We start from the raw sequence: 18,288 nt of genomic DNA, 5'->3' as shown, positions 1-18,288 counted from the left end.
AAATGATTATCCTAATCAATCGCGAAGCTTTAGGATTCCCTTTTTGCTGACGACACTGTCAACACCGGAGTTTTTAATCATCCTGAAGCATATCGGGCACGGTTCGGCGTCGTCAATTTCCACCCATGCGTCGTTGTCATATTTTTCTCCGGCCAAAAAGATTGTTGAGCCGAGCATTTCATTTCTGCTTGCACTTATCATTGCATTCTGTTCAGCGTGGACTGAAAAGCAGTCGTTGTAGTTGCCTGAATTTGACGGAAGGTTCATTCTCTGACAGTCCCCTCTGTCACAGCAGTTTTCCTCTCCTCTCGGATTTCCGTTGTAACCTGTACTGACTATTTCATCGTTGTTTACTATCACTGCCCCGTAGCGTCTTTTAAGACATGTGCTTCTTTTTGATACCGCAAGGGCGATTGCAAGATAATACTCGTTTTTGCTCATTCGGTTTTCATCCGCCATAACTATCTTCCTCATTTTCAAAAAAAATGTTTGTTGTTATACTATTGGAAGTACTTCTAATTAAATTGATAGGATTTGATGTAGATGAGGTGATTAAATTTATATGATTTTAAATGTAGAATTGAAAATGTTGAAGTTAGGTCAAATATTTTCAATAGTTATTATTGTTAATGTTTGAATTATCAACCGTTAATGTGATTTAAGATAAGTTTGAATTGGTGGTTTGCAAAGTGAGTTAAATACCGGTAAAAATAATAAGTTGTGCATAACTTAATAATAACAAAGGTTAAATACAACCTCAAACCTTCATTAAACCATGACCATCATTAGAGATTTTGAAAGTAAATGTGCCGTTTGCGGCAAAACCAGTATGCAGCCTGTGCTTTCAAGCACAAACACATGAGGATATCCTGACCTTGACCTGAGACCACCCGAAATGCAGAGAAGCACAATGTCAACATGGCTTGTCGAATGTCCTCACTGCGGTTATGTTGCCGGCAGACTTGAAAACAAACTTGAAGTGTCAAAGGATTTTTTAAAAACAGAAGAATATCTGACATGCGAAGGAAATGAGTTTGTATCCGGCCTATCCAAAAGGTTCTACAGACATTACATGATTTCAAAAAAGGAGCATGACTCAGGATCTGAGTTTCTATCACTTCTTCACTGCGCATGGACATGCGACGATTCAGCCGACAGTCTTGCCTTAAAGATGAGAGAAATGGCATTGAAATCAATCGATAAAATCATTCCTGAAAGCGAAAAAGAAAAAGAAAACCTTAAACTGATTAAGGCGGATTTGCTTAGAAGAACATGTCAGTTTGACAGACTAATAAGCGAATTCAAGGATGTAATACATGAAAACCTGCTTTTCAATGACATCATCACATTCCAGATTGAACTTGCAATGGCTAAAAACAGCGACTGTTACACGATTGAGGATGTTATCAAAAATAAAGAAGAGCAAGTCTAACCTTTTTTTCGTATATCTACAAGCTTTGGCCTACCGCCTGACTTGTCCCAGTACTTGACAAGCTCCAGCCCGCAGTTGATGCATCTGGTAGCACTGTCAGAGTTGGGATAGCTGCAAAAAAAGCATTGTTTTGTCATAATATCAAAAAATGGGGTTTTAAACCCCTAACTTAATTTTTCTTCCATGGCATCGACAATTGCCTTTGCATCGAGATTTCTGCTTTCAACTGCAGAAGCTTCAAGCTGATTGAAAATGTCGTTATAGAATGTCTGGCCGTCACGTATGAAGCGGAACTTGAATGTTGTTGAGGTTGTGGATATCCTGACGGTACCGTAACCTATAAGCTTTCCAATAATTCCGTTGGAATAAGAAACAGTATCTATTTTGTTTAGAGGGCTCTGCATCTGTGTTGTTGAAATCAGACCGCATTTTCCGAATACCCTTTTGTTTGTCAAAATCAGATCGTTTGTCTTATATCCGATGAACCTGATGATAAACCATATTACACCGACGATTGTGAAGAGATTGAAAAAGCTTAAAAATCCCAAAAAAGGATTTAAAAAATAGCTTATTGCAAGAATCAGATTCAAAAACCCTATAAGTATACCCAAAGCAAATACTGCTGCCGGAAGAATCAGACAACCTTCATGTATCTGGGACTGTCTTATTACAAATTCCCCTTCCATCATGTCGATTTTGTATGACTGAAAGAGGCTGTTTATGCCGGGTGATGCTTCGCCGATTCTGGTTCCGCATTCGTCACAGAAAACCGAATCGTCATTGAGCTTAGACCCGCAGTTTCTACAATATTTTACCATATTATCACCTACTTTAAATATCTATTCCATTCCGTCTCCGGATTCGTAATGCTGGCGTGCCTCACGGTAGCTTGTTCCAACTCCCTGACCGTGCAATCCGTCGGGATCAACAATTACGCCGTCGCTGTTGTAGTAAACGTTAATGTCAGCATCATAATACAGTTCATTTCCTGATGACTGTGCCGGCTGAGGAGCCTGAACCACTTCCGCTTCAACTGTTAAGCCTTCGGTTGCATTTGAAGGGTTGTACTTGTCGCTTCCGCCATAGCTTGCAGTCACATTATAATCTCCTGCGGCCTTGTCAAGCTTAAGTTCGCCTGTTCCGTTTTCATCTGTTACCACTGAGTAGTATGAGGCTGTCCTGTTAGCGTCTGTAAATGTAATGTTTACAGTCTGGTTTGAAATGGCAGTTGCGTTTTCATCTGTGAGATGAATTCTGATTGAACCGCCTTCGGTTATTGTGGCTTCGCCTTCAAAGGTCAAAACGGTGTTCTGTTTCGGGGTTACTGACATCATCACCGCCACGCCGGCCAGAAGGGCAACTATAACCACTACCAATGCAATAATTATCAGTCTGTTTTTCTCCATCATATCACCTTTTCTATACATATTTTGTAACATAAATCATATAAAAGTTGCACAAAAACAAAAGTTTTATATAATCCTGCGACAAATATAGCAATTGCTGTCACAACCATCACCTCTTAAACAGTTTTTAAAAACCAACTTATTTTTTCTTTGAGTCTCCATAACCCTATAATCGATGTATGATATATATTACATCAAAAAGTAATTATCATAAATCCCAATTTTACCTTTTTTTAACATTCATTATCGAAAACAACACCTAACCTGCTCAACCACATAATTTTTTTACCTTATGAAAAATATCATATCTCACTACAATATTGATTTATCTACCATAAATTGCTTTAATTTCTAACTAAACGATTTAAATACTTTGAAATACAATATATGGATTGTCTAGACATTTAATCTTAGCTGAGATTAAAATTATTGTAAGAATTGTTATGGGTAAAAATATTCATCAACCTACTGACAAATCTTATAAATTCATGTACAAGCGTTTAGGAATTGAATTTCACAGATACTTCTTTGGCAAAGGTGAAAACATATCATTTCTTGATACTGAAATACCGATTAGTGCAAAAAGAAGAGATATTACTTGCAAAGTAGATGACTGTATTTGGGATGTTGAATTTCAATCATACCCCGTTTATGAGGATAATTTGGAAAATATGTTTGATTATCACGAATCCCTACGTTGCGATAAAAATAACAATGGATATCCTATACGCACTGGCGTAATCAATACCAGCAATCCAAATAGGGGAAAGAAAAATGTGGAAATAAAGTTCAATATTAACTTTCATCCAGATTTCATCTTTACCCAAGAAATGAATGGGGAAGAAATTTTAAGTACTTTAATCAACAAAGTAATAACACATGAGGAATTATCCAACAAAGAGGCAATAGATTTACTAATATTGCCAGATATGGATATTGAAATGCCAATTAAAGCATTAATGAGAGTTATTTGCTTTTTGATTGCCAATGCAAATATTCCAGATGATAATTTCAAAAATGACATTATACTTTGCGAAATAAGCGTGCTTAAAAGATTTTTTGCTAAGGAAGAATTGTCAGGTATGGTTCAAATGTTAATACCGGAAACAGAAAATCCAAAGATTGCCGAAATCATTTCACAACACGGCCCTGGATTCGATGTGTACTATTTCGATGGAAAAGCCGACGGCATTATCGAGAGAAATATAGAAATTGCCAAAAATGCCCTTCGGGAAGGAATCGATGTGGAGGTTATTTCCCGTTTGACCGGTTTGTCCATCGACCATATTGAACAACTTAAAAGAAAGCTTTAAGTCCCACATCTTAAGGTTTTTCTATTTTTATTTTTTTAAAACAAAACCCAATGATTTTAGATAAACCTGCAATTTAAAAAAAACATAATACATTAAGATTTCAACTAATCTTATCAAAAAAAAGAAATATTAAAAAAGAATAGCCCCTAAGGACTATTTAAAAGAATTATTACTCGCCGTCATCCGGACCTGGAAGCTGGATTGTCTCGGTGGCTTCAATCTGTGGTGTCGGCTCGATTTCGATTGGTTCTGACTCAACGTCGCTAACTTCCTCATCGTTGAGTATGTTTCCGCATTCATGGCAGAATTTTGCTTCAGGCTTTACCTTGGCACCGCATTCGGTACAGAAGTTAATCTGGTCTTTAGGAGGTTCCACCTTGCTTCCGCAGTTTGGACAGAACTTGAGTGATTCGGACAGTTCAAATCCGCAACTTGGACAGTTAAAGGTATCTTCAGGAATGACTGTTTCCTGATTGGTTTGAGGGCTTGCACGGGAAGTTGTACCGGCATTTCCTTTCAGTTCCTTGGTCCTTTGCAGAATATAGTATTCCATCTGGTTGTTGAACTCCTCTTCATCCTTATAACTGGTGTAGATTATGTACAATCCGTATATTCCCAATGTGAAAACTGATAGAATCCAGGAAATGATCATCTTTCCCACATCACCGTTCAATGCATAGAAAAGTCCTACAACGAATATGCTGGTCCACCAGTATTTCTTTTCGTTTGTCAGTCTCAAGTAGTTAAGCTCTTCAATGTCCTGAGCCTTTTCAATTCTTCCTTTTAACACATAAAGTTCATTTTCAAAATGCATTTATATCACTGAATTTAAATTATATCTAAATCATATATTTCTATTATCAAGTTAATAACAATTTCCATCAGGTGATTTTGATGTTAAGTGAAAAGTATGTTCTCCACATTCCGCTGTACAAATTTGAAAAAGAAGAAGTGATTCCCATAAATATCGAAACGGTCATTGATGAACTGTTTGAAAACCTCAACGAAAACGGCTTTGACGGATTTTATACACAAAATGTCAAAAGCCACTGGAAAAAAAGAACTTATGATGAGATTCTAATTACAGTATTCACATCCCCCGAGCGAAAGGACATTCTTGAAGACGTCTTCTGCAGATGGTTTGAAAAAAACAATCATATTCTCTTACAGGAGGCCTATGCTTTTGAGAGAAACGACACTCTGGTGATTAGAAATCTCAACTGAGACATCTAGAAGCGTATTTCGTCTAGTATCTCTTCAAGATCATCGGGATCAATCAGGTCATTTTCAAAATCATACATGTCATATCCCCAATCGCCTAAAACTTCCTCAAGTCTGTCACGGTCATGATCCAAGTCATCCTGCGAAGATGAGAAAACGTAACTGCAATCGGAACAGTACGGCTCTCCCTCATCGACAAAGCTGCCGCATCTCGGACATATTCCCACTCAATCACCTCTTTTTGAACTTTCGCAAATCAAGTTTCCAGTTTATATCGGCCAATTCAGAATCTGTCACCTTCCAGTCAAGATTACAGTCAAAAACTCTTTTCTTTAATGTCTGAAGGCTGTGCGATTTCAAATCAGAGCCTCTGTAGCACCAGAACTCGCCGTCACGGTAGACCTTATGAAAGCCCGCGAAGTTTGCCCTGTCCTCTTCAAGAGACCTGCGGGCCAAATCCTCATCCAGAACAGACCATTTAAGTCCGTGCATTCTGACCAGAAATTCCAGGTCCCTAAGATTGTCTGCAGCATGTGACTTTTCGCCGAAGACATACTTCCAGCTCAAATCATCCATCAGATAAACGTTCAAAAATCCCGAAAACTTCATTTTATCTATTTTTCGTGGGGAACAACATCATCAACAATCTCTTCGCCGATGCTTGTAAGCCTGTAAAGCCTTCCCCTGTGCGCCTCCTCGTTGATGCATTCGGCCACGCCAGATTCCTTAAGCTCACGAAGAACCTTTGATATGTGGTTTCTTCTGATTCCTGTATCCTTTGAAACCTCGGTTGGAGTCTTTACGGTATCCTTAAGTGATTTTGTGGCCTTTGCCCTGTAGGAAGAAATATTTATATAAGCCAATTTTACTAACATCTCGTCATCCATTTTAACACCTAATGTGTATTATGTTAATAACAAGATATAAATATTTTGCCGAAAAAAGTCAGGCTAATCATCATTGAAATCAATTTTTGGAATTCCTGCCTTGTCGAATGCCTTGAAACAGTCTGAAAGGTAATCATCCGAATCGTAATTGTATTTTCTGATTGCCTGTTTGGTGCTTAATCTAAGCTCAAGTGCCGGAGGAAGTTCCGTCTTTTCAAGGTATATCGGAACAATGTCAATGTCCCTGTTTAAGGCCATCTTGATTTCATCATGGACATTTTTTGATGCCATTGAATTTTTGGAAATGAAAACGACAAGCAGAGAACATCCGATAAGCGCCAGAGCTATTTCATCATCCCATTCCTGGCCTGGAGTAAGGCCCTGGTCATACCAGATTGGATAGCCCTCATCATGGAAACGTCTGATTTCGGAAAATACCAGTTGGGCATCCCTGTGAGCATAGCTTATGAAAATGAACGGCTCGTCGCCCTTGTATGCCTTGAAAGGTTTTTTAAGAAGGGATGAATCATCCGCCTCACCGGAACTTTGCTCTGTGCCCAACAGCTTTAGACAATCCGAAAACAGCTGTTGTGATTTGGCGTGACAGTCAGGATAAGCATTAATCCATTGCTTGTTTTCCAAAAAGAACTTGAGATTTCCGTCAAGCTCGGATTCATCGATTGCAAAAGCAAAGATAGGAATCTCCTCTTTAAATGCAATATTAACCTCACTTGCAACAAAGCCTGAATCCTTTGAATGTCCGGAATATATCACAATCATCAAATCGGACTCATCTATTGCATGAATAATTTGGGAGGCATCACCGCCCATATAATCCCTGTCTTTAAACCAGCATTGAGCGTTTAAAGCCTCAAAACCACGGCACATTTCCTCTGCAAGACCCGCATCATGCTCGCTGTAGGATATGAAAATCTTAACGCCTCCAAGATGGCGGTTATCATGCATTGTCCTGAAACGGGCAAAATCCATATTTTTAATTTCATCAATGCATTCATTTAAGGATGATTTGTCATTTAAAACCTTCAAATCAGATTCGCTTTTGCGCAAATCCAATAATTTGCCAACATCCTCTACCAGTGTCGGTAAAACTCTTTCCGGATCAGGATATGCCTCAAGCCAATTCTGGAACGTGAGATAAAAGCTCATGTTGCCTTCAGGCATGTGATCGTCAATCTTAAATGAAATAATCGGAACATTATTTTCAAAGGCTACGGATACCTCGTTGTTTGCAAACTCCGATTCCATCGAATGTTTGGAAAAAATCAGAAGAGCCAAAGATGCGTTTTTTATTGAATCATTGAGTTGAATGGCATAGTTCTTACCTGCCAGAATGTCACGAGGGGCAATCCAGCATCGAAAACCGTTCTGCTCCAAATCATAACAGACCCTATCGGCAATCTGTTTGTCTCGGGTGGAATATATTATGTGGATATGGTCCTGCTGATAGGCCGGAAGAGAAGCAGTCTGAATTTCAGAAGGTTTTGATAATTGCTCAACAGTCAATACTAGCTCCTCAAAATGGTTTTCGACATCTGGAAATGCGGAAATCCAATGTATGTTTTTTAAATAGATTTTAAAGTCATCTTCAGGAAGAGACTCATCAATCATAAACGGTAGAAGAGCTATTCCATTTTGATAGGCAATTCCAACTTCATTTTTTACAAAATTAGATTCCTGAGCATTTCTTGAATATATTAAAACAAAAAGCCTTGCACTTTTTATCGCATCATTTATCTGAGGAGCATAGTTTTCACCGGATTTGATATTTCTTGGAGCTATCCAGCATTCATGACCGTTTTGCTCCAAAAGATGACAGACGGCATCGGCAATGTCCTTATCCCTAGTGGAATATGATATGAAAATATCATGCCCGCCGGGGCTGTTATCATCAAAACTCACCTGAGTATGCCTTTCACCATCTTGCTTTTTGTTCTTTCCTAAAACCCTGTCAAATAATCCCATAAAAATAGTTTAATTTTTAGGCATATATAATTAACCTAGCGGACCTTATCTATCCTTGCATTTCTGAATGCCTTAAAGCACTCGTCGATGTAATCGGAATCATGGGCCATATATTTCATGATGGCGTGCTTGTTGCTCAGACGCAATTCCAGTGCCGGAGGAAGCTTTGCCTCTTCAAAATAAATCGGTACAATGTCAATGTCCCTGTTTAGGGCCATCTTGATTTCATCCTGAACATTTTTGGAAGCCATGGAATTTCTGGAAATGAATACAACCAGAAGGGAACAGTCTATTAATGCCTGGGCGATTTCATCATCCCATTCCTGGCCAGGAGTAAGTCCCTGGTCATACCAGATCGGATAGCCCTCATCATGAAATCTTTTGATATCTCCAAACACCAGTGCAGCATCCTTGTGGGCATAGCTGATGAAAATGAACGGCTTATCACCACTGTAAGCTTTGAAAGGCTTTTTTAAAGATGATGTATCATCCAAAACAGGTTCCGGCACGCTCACAGGTTTTGGGTCCGGTTTAATGTCTAAAATCTTTAAGGAATCATCGAAAAGCTGTTTGAATTTCTCAGACGGATTGTTTGATGCCTGAATCTGGCGTTTATTTGCAACAAAAAATTCAATAGCTCCGAAATCGGATTCATCTATTTTAAAGATGATCATCGGAACTTGTGATGTGAACGCAAGGTTAACTTCAGTGGCAATGAAATTGGAATTATTGGAATGTCTTGAGGATATAAGCACCATCAAATCCGCTCTGTTTATCGCATCAAATATCTTATCAGTAAGATTTTCCACACCAACGTCACGGCCTTTCATCCAGCATTTAATGCCGTTTGACTCAAAAACACTGCAGACATCTTCGGCAACTGATGAATCCTCATCATCATAAGCAATGTAGAAATTCAATCCTTTAAAGAGACTTTTATCATAATCTTCGCTGAATGATTCATAGCTTTGAGTGGCAGCTGTCTCATCTGCCAAATCCAAACTGTCCTGCTTCTTCAATAATATTTTTATGTCACCCAGGAGGCCGTCGAGACGGCCATCAGGATGGGAATACGCATCGAGCGTATAGCAATTGTTTAACATGAATCCCATCTCATCCTCCGGAAAAATGTCATCGGCCATATAATGGATTATCTCGCTGCTTTTCCGATAAGCCATTTTTATTTCCTGTTTGACATATTTGGACTCATAAGCGTATTTTGTACCTATAAGAACCACAAGATTAGCATTGTCTATTGCTTTTGCAATCTGTTCAGTATAACTCAGACCGCTTTCAATGCTGTGGGGAGCCATCCAGCATTTTATATCATTTTTTAAAAGAAACGCATAAACCTCATCGGCAATTTTGCTGTCAACACTTGAATATGAAATGAATACATGATTTTCACCGCCGCCCATAGGTTCCGGACTGTCAGGTGCGAATCCTGACGGTATAGGAATGTTTTTTAAAAGCTTTGAGGCATCACTTGCAAGCTTATCCAACTTGCCTTTAGGAATTGCGGATGCATCTACCCAATATTGACCTCTTAAAAAGAATTTCAAACCTCCTTCGAGGTCTGATTCGTCAATTCTATAAGACAGTATGGGAATGCCCCTTGAAAATGCCGTATCAATTTCGTTTTGAACAAAATTGGAATTAAGCGAATCTTTTGAGTAAATCACAACAAGGAGTTTGGATTTCTCCAATGCATTTATAATCTCACCAATAGAACCAGCATTATCCATATCCCTGTCTTTATACCAGCAGTAAATATCATTGGCCTCAAGGGCTCTGCAGACGTCATCTGCAATGTCCAGGTCATTGTCATCATAGCTTATATAGACCTTATGGCTTTTTTTAAATACCTTGTCAAATAGTCCCATACAAGTAAATATCTAAAAAATGTTATAAATAATTTCGTATGTCATAATCTCTCAAGCAAATCAATTTCCCTTTGTACATCCATACCAAGAGATTCCATTGCAGATATCTTGCATGAAAGTGCGATGAAATGGATTTTGTCACAGGCGAAATGACCTTCAAGCAGGTCATCTATGCATATGATTGCATCTGCGTGGAATTTGGATTCATTTAAAATCAGTGCCTGGCAAAGCTTCTGGGATTTGGTGATATCAAGAGGCCTTTTAAAGCCCTCATCCAAAGGCAAACCCAGGGAGTGCTCGCAAAAACCGCACATGTAATGTGCATAATCATTGCTTCGAAAATCAAGTGATCTTTTAAAGCATTCAAGAGCCTCGTCAAACCTTGAAAGGTGAAAAAGAGCAGTTGCCTTTTTGTTTAAAAGCTTGTAGAGAATCTTTGATTTGAAGGCGGAGGGATTTTCAAGTGCCCTGTTGTAGTTTTCAATGGCCATCTGGTAATTTCTGCGTGAGAAATACTCATCGCCGGTGAATATCTGGAGCTTGATTTTTGGAAAGCCGTCACGCTCCTTGGAGGATTTTTTCAAAAGCAGCTTGTGATAGTCAATGTCTTTGAGGTTGGCATCTGCACGTATTGCTTTTTTGTAATACCTTAAAGCCTTTACAAAATGTCTTTGGCCAAAAAGCGCCCTAGACTTTAAAAGAAGCGCTTCGCCATAGTTTTTATCGTAATATATTACCTCATCAAAGCATTCAATGGCTTTTAAATAGCTTTCGCGCTCAAGAAAGCCACGTCCTGAATCCAGAATGTTTTTAATCTCGATTTCCTTTTGGAGATGTTTTGCCAAAAAGCAGCGGTTAAGCATTCCAAATCTGATTCTTTTTAAAAATCCATCGCCGAAACCAATCCATGAGGTTGATTCATCCCCAATTTGAAACCTTAGCTTATCGTCATTAGCAAAAACAGTCAGACCGAATCCGTATTCGGTTTTATCATCGGTTTTATTTAAAATCAAATCATCGGGGATGTCTAGAAAAGTCATTGATATTATATTTGGCGACATCCCCTAAAAATATTATACGGTCAGGCCATGAAAAAAAAGGAGTGAAATAAAAACATGACCAAACCGTTATAACAGTCAGTTCGGGCTTTGGATTTCACCGGCACTTTGAAAATCAGTGCTGATTTTATCCCTATCCCTTAAAATCCACGGATACCTTTTTAATTTGGCCTGGGACTTTAAATCCTCTATCGACGATGATCTCAATACCACCTGGTTTCCCCTCTCACAAAAGAGATATATGAACTCATCACCGTCGTGAAATACATTCAATATTTCAGTTGGATGTCCTGCCGGATTTTCACCGGCTATTTCACATCCGCAAACTCTGCAATAGCTGAAATTATCCCTCAGCTTTTTGGCGCAGTTAGGACAAACTACCATATCATCACCTCCTAAACCAGCATGTTTGCAAATGCAACACACACCAGCAGATATCCGATCATGAACACAAATTTCGCAAGTTCCCTTAAGTTTAACACGTCTACCTCCATATTTCCTTCAAAAGGACCTCGTCAAAGACATACCATATGCGGTTTTGACCTTCAACAATCCTTTTCAAATCACACAGGCTTTCCGCCCTGATTACATAATTATATTCAGCATAGCACCATAACCCGCAAGCCCGAAAGACCCTGAAGATACCTGTTGTGTTGTATCTGTAGTTTTCTTCAAGCTCCAGTGTCAGCTGCCTTTCAATTACAATTAGAACTTTTTTAAGTTCAAAGTTTTCAATGTGTCCCAAATCAAGGACACCCCAATCAATTGCCTTTAATGTCTCTTTTGTTGTAAATTCAATAATTTCTTGTGTGAATCTTTCAAAATCTAACATATGAACCTCAAATATCTCAATTCAACTTCGATTGAAAAGTTATGTTAGGATTACTTCATATTCACCTCCACAAAAAATCTTAGGTGCAAATTACTTACACCTTCAGGAATTCCTCCATCAAAGCCATTATGAATCGGTTGAGGGGATTTTCCAAAGACAGGTATGTCTCATTGCCCCTTTTGGATCCGAACTCGGCAAAGTAAGGGGTATGCTCGCATCCCCCCTCGACGGTTGTGCCGAAGGTTATCTCATCGCCCCTTATTCTGATTCCATAATCGGCCATTTCAACAACCACAACGCTGTCAAGCTCAGTTGTCCTGAATACCTTTTCTGAGCCTGCAATTTCAATGGTGAATACGGCTTCATTGCCTATACTTTCACCTGTGAGATAGCAGATTCTGAGATATATTCCATCTGATGCTATTTTGCGGTTTATGAATTCGAAAAATCCGTCGTCCATCTCCGTGTATGTGTACTTCTCATCGGCCATGCCCGCATATGTCGGCATGTAATCGTCTGATGTGAGTTCATCGACAAAGAAATGAAACTCCGGATGGCCATTGATGGCCCTTTCAACTGTCCTTTTAACATTTAACTTATTATCTGCAACATTATCCATATTTTTTCCTCTAAATGATGACGGTTAACTTACATTGGCAGGTAAGTTTGCGAATTCCACTACAGTTTACTTATGTGAAAATATTAAAAGTTGCTTAATCAGTGGTGAAAAGATTATTTTAAGTTTGATTACCCAATTAAGCAACTGATAATCCTAAAAGAACACTACGCTCCATGCAGTAGTTTTATACATTTGTGGCATTATTATCATCTCCCTGACAGGTTGAATTCGTATAGAGACAGTTTTCGTCGATATAATGGTGTGGTTAATTATATCTAAATTTTGACTACAATTATAATTATGTTTTTAGTTAATATATAAACCTTTCGTTTTTTGAAAGAAAATTATAAAAAAAAGTAATTTGAAGAGAATTATAATTCTCCTCTTTCACGTCTTTCATCAAGGTATTTCAAACCCAAATCCCCAAGCTTGTACTTTTGGATCTTGCCGCTTGTGGTAAGAGGGAACTCATCAACGAAAAATACGTATTTAGGCACCTTGTATCTTGCAATGGAACCTATACAGAAGTCACGGATATCCGCTTCGGTTACCTCATCAAAGCCATCTTCCTTGATGATGAACGCACCGACTATTTCACCGTACTTTTCATCAGGGATTCCTGCAACCTGAACGTCCTGTACGCATTCATGGGTAAAGAGAAACTCCTCAATCTCACGAGGATATATGTTTTCCCCTCCACGGATAATCATGTCCTTGATACGTCCTACAATTGAGTAGTAGCCGTCCTCATCGACTGTTGCAAGGTCTCCTGAGTGAAGCCAGCCGTCAGGCTCGATTGTCTCTGCGGTTTTCTCAGGCATGTTGTAGTATCCCTTCATGACGTTGAAACCACGGCACATTATCTCGCCGGGTTCGCCTACGCCCACTTCCTCACCGGTTTCTGGATCGACGATTTTAACTTCAATGTTGGGGAACTTACGCCCTACAGTGTTGATCTTTTTCTCGAATGAATCTGAAGCGTTGGTCTGTGTAAAGCCCGGAGCAGCTTCGGTCAAACCATATACGCTGGTGATTTCCTTCATGTTCATCTTTTCAATGGCGTCCTTCATGGTTTCGACCGGACATGTGGAACCTGCCATGATACCGGTACGCAGTGAGCTCATGTCAAACATTTCAAACATAGGATGGTTCATCATTCCGATAAACATTGTAGGAACTCCGTAGATTGATGTGCACTTTTCCTTTTGGATTGAAGAGATGGCAAGAAGAGGGTCGTATTCCTCAAGCATAATCATGGTTGAACCGTGGGTGATTACAGCCATGACCCCTAAAACTGTACCGAAACAGTGGAAAAGAGGCACCTGGAGAAGAAGCCTGTCATCGGCTGTGTAGTTCATGTTCTCTCCGATATAATAGCCGTCATTGACAATGTTTCTTGATGTAAGCATTACCCCTTTCGGGAACCCTTCAGTTCCTGATGTGTACTGCATGTTGATTACGTCATGCTGTGTGACGGCATCCTTGACACTCTGGTATTCCTCATCGTCATAGTTCATTCCCAAAAGCAGGAGCTCGTTTGTATTGTACATTCCACGGTGCTTTTCCTGACCAACGTGGAAAATGAATTTCAATCGAGGAAACTTCTCTGATACAAGGTTTCCCCTTGCGCAGTTTTTCATCTCAGGAACCAGTTCGTGGATGATGTCAAAATAGCTTGTATCCCTGAACCCGTCTGTCATTGCCAGTGCCTTCATGTCGGACTGCTTGAGCACGTATTCAAGTTCATGGGACTGGTAAGCTGTGTTGACAGTAACGATTGTTGCACCTATCTTTGCGGTTGCAAACATGTAGGTCAGCCATTCAGGGACGTTTTTTGCCCATATTCCGACGTGGTCTCCTTTTTCAATTCCTATAGCGAGCATTCCCTTTGCGAGATTGTCTACTCTTTCGTCAAATTCCTTATATGTAAATCTTAAATTTCTATCCGGATAAACGATAAACTCATGATCTGGTTGCTTTTCAACCATTGACTCGAAAAACTTTCCGAGCGGTAATTCTGTAAATAATTCAGACATTCTTTCACCTCAAAATATTTTATAAAATAACTTTTACCAAAATGCAAATCATTAATGCAATTCCAATTGCAACAAGTTCAAATGTAAATCCAGGTCTGCTGTGTGATATCTGTCAATGCTTGGCTTAAAAGTTATTTTACTCATATCAACAACCTCAGTATGGAGTGTAGAGTACAGCTAATATCTTAGCGTCGTTTTCACTTGCTGCATGCAGGTGATGCGGAACGGCTGAGTCATAAAATATTGTGTCCCCTTCACCTATTGTGAAAGTATCCTTTCCGTAGATGACTTCAATTTCACCTTCAAGAACGTAGATGAACTCTTCGCCTTCATGTGAGGAGAGTTCCTTTTCGCCTTCCTCGTATTTTATGTCAATCATGAAAGGATCTATGTTTCTGTCTATTTTGCCTGCACCTAATGAGTGGAACTCAAGGTTTGTTGCGTTTGTAACATCCTCACGGCCGGAGAAATAAAGTGAGTTTGTTGTCTTTCCCCCACGGGTCACTACAGGTCCGAGTTCTGGTGTGTCATCCAGAAATGTACCTAACCTTACTCCTAATGCCCTTGCCATTTTGGTAAGTGGAGTGAGTGACGGAATTACTTCTCCCGCTTCCATAGCTTCAAGGACTTCCTGTTTTACGCCGCTTCTCTGGGCCAGATCTTCTATAGACATGTCTTGTCTTTCTCTGATATCTTTAATTTTTTTTGCAAAATCTTCGTTTGTCATATTTTTCACACAATTTTTTGAATTTACACTTAAAACAATTTAAGTATTAATAACTATATTTAACAAGATATTTAAAAGTAACTTAAAAATGGTGATTTTTTGTTTAATTTAACGAATTAGAAAATATAATATAGTAAAAAAATGTTCAGTTAAAAAAAAAATAAGAATAAATGTTCAAAAAACATTTTAATGGCTATCTTCGTTTTCTGAAAATATTGAATCTTTTTAATGACGAATCTTCTTTTTTTCCAGAATCATCGCTGCCTCTGTTCACTATTTTCAAATCGGCGAACTTGACAATGTCAAAGACATCCCTCATTTGATCCAAATCATATTGCTGTACTTCACGAGGCATCTGTTCCCAAGAAACCAGATATGGAGTTGTCAGCTTTTCCGTATTTTTTTCACTGCCGTATGTCCAGCCCTCATTTATTTTATCTTCGCACCATAAATCATGAATGCATCTTGCCATATAATCCAATTGCATGTCTGAAAAACTTTCAACAGCAATTCCGTCATCGGAAATGTCAACAACATCAAAATCACATGAATTTAAAGCTGTCAATGTATCTCTTGCGGTCTTAACATATGCAGGCTTCATCTTAAAAATATAATCCCGTCTTTGAAAGAATTCATCCGGAATTCTTCCTTCGCTAATTTCTCTGCGGTATGCCTCTGCAAGTGCATTTTCTTGTATTTTCATCGTAGCTTCAGACATCCTTTCAATTATATCATTTTCCCCATAATTATGAAGAGCATTTTCAAAAGCTTTTCGGCATTCTGCGCGATAATACTTCTGGGATATCAAATATTTGGAGATGGAATGCATATTGGCCAGACGCAACTTCAGCCCTGAAGGCAATTCCGTTTCCTCAATATGAATCTGGAATACTTCAATATTTTCACTGACAGCCAACCTGATTTCATTCTGAACTTGTTTTGATGCCATTGAGTTTTTAGAAACAAAAACAACTACTAAAGAAGAGTTCATTATTTTATCGGCAATGATATCTCCCCATTCAAAACCGGCTGACAAACCCTCATCATAGCAAACATTATAACCCATTTCATTGAAGCATTTGATGTCTGGAAAAACACTATCCCAATCCTGATGAGCGTAACTGACATAGATATAAGGTTCATTACCCCTATAAGAATGAGGAACATCTTTAGGATTAAAATCTGAATCATCGCCAGTTTTAACTTCATCAACATCGTCGCTTTCTTCAAGCACTTCATCAAATTCTATCTGAGGTATTTCAGCTTTGTTGAAAGCTTTAAAACAGTCATACAAATACTCTTTTTCCGGCATGTTATATTTAAAAATAGCATGTTTATTGCTGAGGCGCAGCTTCAAGCCCTTAGCCAGTTTGGTTTTTTCAAGATAAATGGGAACAACATCAATCTTTTCCTCCAATGCCAATTTTATCTCATCAACGACATTGGTGGAGGCCATGGAATTCTTGGATATGAACACGATTAATAATGATGCACCCAACAGGGCTTCCTCAATTTCCTCATCCCATTCCTGACCTGCTGTCAGGCCCTGATCATACCAGACTGGATATCCCTCATCATGAAACTTTGTAATCTCAGGAAATATTAATTCCCTGTCAGCATGAGCATAACTCACAAAAATATAACGTTCATCACCGTCATAAGCTATGAAAGGCCTTTCCAAAGTTTCTTGCTGATTGTTGATATCCATAATAATCCCTATATAAATATATAAAAACAATAATATAAAAAGTTGATTTAATTTGGACTGTCAAAAAGTCAGCTCCTGATTTCTTTTTTCAATCCATCCGTCTTTAAAAATTGAATTTAAATGTCATTAAAAATCAAAAGGAGAAAATTAAAATGTTCAAAATCAGATAATTTCTTCCAACACTCCTGCATTTGAAAAAAAAGTAGCATGAGGGAGTCAAAAATTTGACAGCAAACTTTCAAATCATGCGAAGTTTTCCGGAAACTCGATTTTCAGTGCATTTAGAATATCTTCAATAATGACTTCTTTAAGGTCTGTATTTTCATAGGTCAAATCGCACAGCCCGCCATGGGATTTTTCGCAGACATACTCCTTATGAATTCCTACAAAGTAATCGAGAGAAACCCCGTTGATTTTTTCATATTCACGGACATATTCCATCATCATGTCCTTCTGGTTTAAATCATCGCTCCATTTTGAATCATATTCCCTGATGTCAATGTAGCAGTCACACTCATCATTGTCTTCGAATTCTTCCTTGGTGTCGAAAATCAAATCCTTTGCTTTAGCAATTTCCAAATCAAGAACTTCCTTGTCCTTTCCATTAGATAGGTTCACATATTCCTTTTTCTGCTCATCACTCAGGCCTTCAAGATAATCGGGCTTTCTGAAATAAAAAAGAGAGTGTTTTACTGGTGGAAGCTGTGTAATTTCTCCATCAACACATTTGGCAAATGGCCTGAGCGCATGCATAATTGCAAGCTCTGTAATTGAGACGTTGCAGATATAATCAACAGTTTCGGGATATTCATTAAGCACCATACGTCCAACATCGACCGGACAAGGCCTCCAGCCAAGCTTCTGGGCTCTGAAACATATGAAGAATGTCCTGTCCTCATCTATGTATCTTAGATCCTGCAGTATTATTCCCCTATTGAAGGATTCTTTGGGAACTGAAAAGGCCACATCCCTGTATATCAGGTCAATATCGTGTTTTTGACAGATTTTTTGTAGTTCCGGATAGATTTCTTTGATGAATAGCAGGTATTCGGCGAACATGTCATAGAAAGTACTGTTAATCATCAGTGATACTTGATGCCTTGCCATTATATTCAAACCTCAATGATATTTTTATCTTAAATGTGAAAGAATACTCCGACCTCTGTAGGTCGGAGATGAATTT

The 18,288-nt window shown here is 38.7% G+C and carries 21 protein-coding genes; 3 read left to right on the top strand and 18 right to left on the bottom strand.

The window, feature by feature from the left end:
• Positions 1–15: 15 nt before the first annotated feature.
• On the bottom strand, positions 16–459 hold the full coding sequence (locus Q0W04_RS04435) for a deaminase (RefSeq protein WP_298500821.1): 444 nt from the start codon (positions 457–459) through the stop codon (positions 16–18).
• A 451-nt stretch (positions 460–910) separates the two neighbouring features.
• Between Q0W04_RS04435 and Q0W04_RS04430 the strand changes: the two genes are divergently transcribed.
• On the top strand, positions 911–1,432 hold the full coding sequence (locus Q0W04_RS04430) for a hypothetical protein (RefSeq protein WP_298500820.1): 522 nt from the start codon (positions 911–913) through the stop codon (positions 1,430–1,432).
• On the opposite strand, the gene Q0W04_RS04425 is transcribed toward Q0W04_RS04430, so the two are convergent.
• From Q0W04_RS04425 to Q0W04_RS04415, 3 genes are read right to left on the bottom strand one after another with little or no spacing between them, the layout of a single operon-like run.
• Positions 1,429–1,569, bottom strand: coding sequence for a hypothetical protein (locus tag Q0W04_RS04425; RefSeq protein WP_298500818.1), 141 nt, complete (start codon positions 1,567–1,569; stop codon positions 1,429–1,431). The genes Q0W04_RS04430 and Q0W04_RS04425 overlap by 4 nt on opposite strands.
• Before the next feature lie 27 nt (positions 1,570–1,596).
• Positions 1,597–2,250 (bottom strand): PH domain-containing protein, encoded by a 654-nt coding sequence (locus Q0W04_RS04420; protein WP_298500816.1) that lies wholly within the window; start codon positions 2,248–2,250, stop codon positions 1,597–1,599.
• Positions 2,251–2,271: 21 nt separating this feature from the next.
• Complete coding sequence (locus Q0W04_RS04415; protein WP_298500813.1) at positions 2,272–2,838, bottom strand: Ig-like domain-containing protein; 567 nt, start codon at positions 2,836–2,838, stop codon at positions 2,272–2,274.
• A gap of 392 nt (positions 2,839–3,230) precedes the next feature.
• On the opposite strand from Q0W04_RS04415, the gene Q0W04_RS04410 reads away from it, so the two are divergent.
• On the top strand, positions 3,231–4,151 hold the full coding sequence (locus tag Q0W04_RS04410; RefSeq protein ID WP_298500811.1) for a hypothetical protein: 921 nt from the start codon (positions 3,231–3,233) through the stop codon (positions 4,149–4,151).
• A gap of 169 nt (positions 4,152–4,320) precedes the next feature.
• Here Q0W04_RS04410 and Q0W04_RS04405 read toward each other — a convergent pair whose 3' ends face one another.
• Positions 4,321–4,965 carry a zinc-ribbon domain-containing protein gene (locus Q0W04_RS04405; protein ID WP_298500809.1) on the bottom strand — a complete coding sequence of 215 codons (645 nt, stop codon included), beginning with the start codon at positions 4,963–4,965 and terminating at the stop codon, positions 4,321–4,323.
• Positions 4,966–5,045: 80 nt separating this feature from the next.
• Between Q0W04_RS04405 and Q0W04_RS04400 the strand changes: the two genes are divergently transcribed.
• Complete coding sequence (locus Q0W04_RS04400; RefSeq protein WP_298500807.1) at positions 5,046–5,375, top strand: hypothetical protein; 330 nt, start codon at positions 5,046–5,048, stop codon at positions 5,373–5,375.
• Between the two features lie 5 nt (positions 5,376–5,380).
• On the opposite strand, the gene Q0W04_RS04395 is transcribed toward Q0W04_RS04400, so the two are convergent.
• The 13 genes from Q0W04_RS04395 to Q0W04_RS04335 form a co-directional block, all read right to left on the bottom strand.
• Positions 5,381–5,599, bottom strand: a complete 219-nt coding sequence (locus tag Q0W04_RS04395; RefSeq protein WP_298500805.1) for a hypothetical protein — start codon at positions 5,597–5,599, stop codon at positions 5,381–5,383.
• Between the two features lie 4 nt (positions 5,600–5,603).
• Positions 5,604–5,981 (bottom strand): hypothetical protein, encoded by a 378-nt coding sequence (locus tag Q0W04_RS04390; RefSeq protein WP_298500803.1) that lies wholly within the window; start codon positions 5,979–5,981, stop codon positions 5,604–5,606.
• 5 nt (positions 5,982–5,986) lie between these two features.
• The gene (locus Q0W04_RS04385; RefSeq protein WP_298500801.1) at positions 5,987–6,259 is read right to left on the bottom strand and encodes a helix-turn-helix domain-containing protein; all 273 of its coding nucleotides are present in this window, start codon (positions 6,257–6,259) and stop codon (positions 5,987–5,989) included.
• A gap of 63 nt (positions 6,260–6,322) precedes the next feature.
• Entirely contained in the window at positions 6,323–8,242 is a 1,920-nt protein-coding gene (locus Q0W04_RS04380; protein ID WP_298500799.1) for a toll/interleukin-1 receptor domain-containing protein, read from the bottom strand.
• Positions 8,243–8,277: 35 nt separating this feature from the next.
• A complete protein-coding gene (locus Q0W04_RS04375; RefSeq protein ID WP_298500797.1) occupies positions 8,278–10,125 on the bottom strand; it encodes a toll/interleukin-1 receptor domain-containing protein in 1,848 nt (615 codons plus the stop codon).
• Positions 10,126–10,166: 41 nt separating this feature from the next.
• Positions 10,167–11,165 carry a tetratricopeptide repeat protein gene (locus Q0W04_RS04370; RefSeq protein WP_298500795.1) on the bottom strand — a complete coding sequence of 333 codons (999 nt, stop codon included), beginning with the start codon at positions 11,163–11,165 and terminating at the stop codon, positions 10,167–10,169.
• Positions 11,166–11,261: 96 nt separating this feature from the next.
• Positions 11,262–11,567: a hypothetical protein gene (locus Q0W04_RS04365; protein WP_298500793.1), complete on the bottom strand. Its 306-nt coding sequence runs from the start codon at positions 11,565–11,567 to the stop codon at positions 11,262–11,264.
• 100 nt (positions 11,568–11,667) lie between these two features.
• Positions 11,668–12,015: a hypothetical protein gene (locus Q0W04_RS04360; RefSeq protein ID WP_298500791.1), complete on the bottom strand. Its 348-nt coding sequence runs from the start codon at positions 12,013–12,015 to the stop codon at positions 11,668–11,670.
• A gap of 94 nt (positions 12,016–12,109) precedes the next feature.
• On the bottom strand, positions 12,110–12,634 hold the full coding sequence (locus Q0W04_RS04355; protein ID WP_298500789.1) for a hypothetical protein: 525 nt from the start codon (positions 12,632–12,634) through the stop codon (positions 12,110–12,112).
• Between the two features lie 371 nt (positions 12,635–13,005).
• On the bottom strand, positions 13,006–14,670 hold the full coding sequence (locus Q0W04_RS04350) for an AMP-binding protein (RefSeq protein ID WP_298500787.1): 1,665 nt from the start codon (positions 14,668–14,670) through the stop codon (positions 13,006–13,008).
• A 154-nt stretch (positions 14,671–14,824) separates the two neighbouring features.
• Entirely contained in the window at positions 14,825–15,397 is a 573-nt protein-coding gene (locus tag Q0W04_RS04345; protein ID WP_298500785.1) for an XRE family transcriptional regulator, read from the bottom strand.
• Between the two features lie 193 nt (positions 15,398–15,590).
• The gene (locus Q0W04_RS04340) at positions 15,591–17,105 is read right to left on the bottom strand and encodes a TIR domain-containing protein (RefSeq protein ID WP_298500783.1); all 1,515 of its coding nucleotides are present in this window, start codon (positions 17,103–17,105) and stop codon (positions 15,591–15,593) included.
• Between the two features lie 243 nt (positions 17,106–17,348).
• Entirely contained in the window at positions 17,349–18,212 is an 864-nt protein-coding gene (locus tag Q0W04_RS04335) for a hypothetical protein (protein WP_298500780.1), read from the bottom strand.
• Between the last annotated feature and the right edge of the window lie 76 nt (positions 18,213–18,288).

Source organism: uncultured Methanobrevibacter sp. (genome assembly GCF_947170395.1).
Lineage (GTDB): Archaea > Methanobacteriota > Methanobacteria > Methanobacteriales > Methanobacteriaceae > Methanocatella.
This window is presented reverse-complemented; position numbering and strand designations above follow the sequence as displayed.

Coding starts and splice junctions, on each gene's coding strand:
- Q0W04_RS04415 (WP_298500813.1), bottom strand. CDS start 2,838: ATGGAGAAAAACAGACTGATAATTATTGCATTGGTAGTGGTTATAGTT.
- Q0W04_RS04350 (WP_298500787.1), bottom strand. CDS start 14,670: ATGTCTGAATTATTTACAGAATTACCGCTCGGAAAGTTTTTCGAGTCA.
- Q0W04_RS04360 (WP_298500791.1), bottom strand. CDS start 12,015: ATGTTAGATTTTGAAAGATTCACACAAGAAATTATTGAATTTACAACA.
- Q0W04_RS04355 (WP_298500789.1), bottom strand. CDS start 12,634: ATGGATAATGTTGCAGATAATAAGTTAAATGTTAAAAGGACAGTTGAA.
- Q0W04_RS04405 (WP_298500809.1), bottom strand. CDS start 4,965: ATGCATTTTGAAAATGAACTTTATGTGTTAAAAGGAAGAATTGAAAAG.
- Q0W04_RS04385 (WP_298500801.1), bottom strand. CDS start 6,259: ATGGATGACGAGATGTTAGTAAAATTGGCTTATATAAATATTTCTTCC.
- Q0W04_RS04425 (WP_298500818.1), bottom strand. CDS start 1,569: ATGACAAAACAATGCTTTTTTTGCAGCTATCCCAACTCTGACAGTGCT.
- Q0W04_RS04400 (WP_298500807.1), top strand. CDS start 5,046: ATGTTAAGTGAAAAGTATGTTCTCCACATTCCGCTGTACAAATTTGAA.
- Q0W04_RS04420 (WP_298500816.1), bottom strand. CDS start 2,250: ATGGTAAAATATTGTAGAAACTGCGGGTCTAAGCTCAATGACGATTCG.
- Q0W04_RS04435 (WP_298500821.1), bottom strand. CDS start 459: ATGGCGGATGAAAACCGAATGAGCAAAAACGAGTATTATCTTGCAATC.
- Q0W04_RS04345 (WP_298500785.1), bottom strand. CDS start 15,397: ATGACAAACGAAGATTTTGCAAAAAAAATTAAAGATATCAGAGAAAGA.
- Q0W04_RS04365 (WP_298500793.1), bottom strand. CDS start 11,567: ATGGTAGTTTGTCCTAACTGCGCCAAAAAGCTGAGGGATAATTTCAGC.
- Q0W04_RS04430 (WP_298500820.1), top strand. CDS start 911: ATGTCAACATGGCTTGTCGAATGTCCTCACTGCGGTTATGTTGCCGGC.
- Q0W04_RS04370 (WP_298500795.1), bottom strand. CDS start 11,165: ATGACTTTTCTAGACATCCCCGATGATTTGATTTTAAATAAAACCGAT.
- Q0W04_RS04380 (WP_298500799.1), bottom strand. CDS start 8,242: ATGGGATTATTTGACAGGGTTTTAGGAAAGAACAAAAAGCAAGATGGT.
- Q0W04_RS04340 (WP_298500783.1), bottom strand. CDS start 17,105: ATGGATATCAACAATCAGCAAGAAACTTTGGAAAGGCCTTTCATAGCT.
- Q0W04_RS04375 (WP_298500797.1), bottom strand. CDS start 10,125: ATGGGACTATTTGACAAGGTATTTAAAAAAAGCCATAAGGTCTATATA.
- Q0W04_RS04390 (WP_298500803.1), bottom strand. CDS start 5,981: ATGAAGTTTTCGGGATTTTTGAACGTTTATCTGATGGATGATTTGAGC.
- Q0W04_RS04335 (WP_298500780.1), bottom strand. CDS start 18,212: ATGGCAAGGCATCAAGTATCACTGATGATTAACAGTACTTTCTATGAC.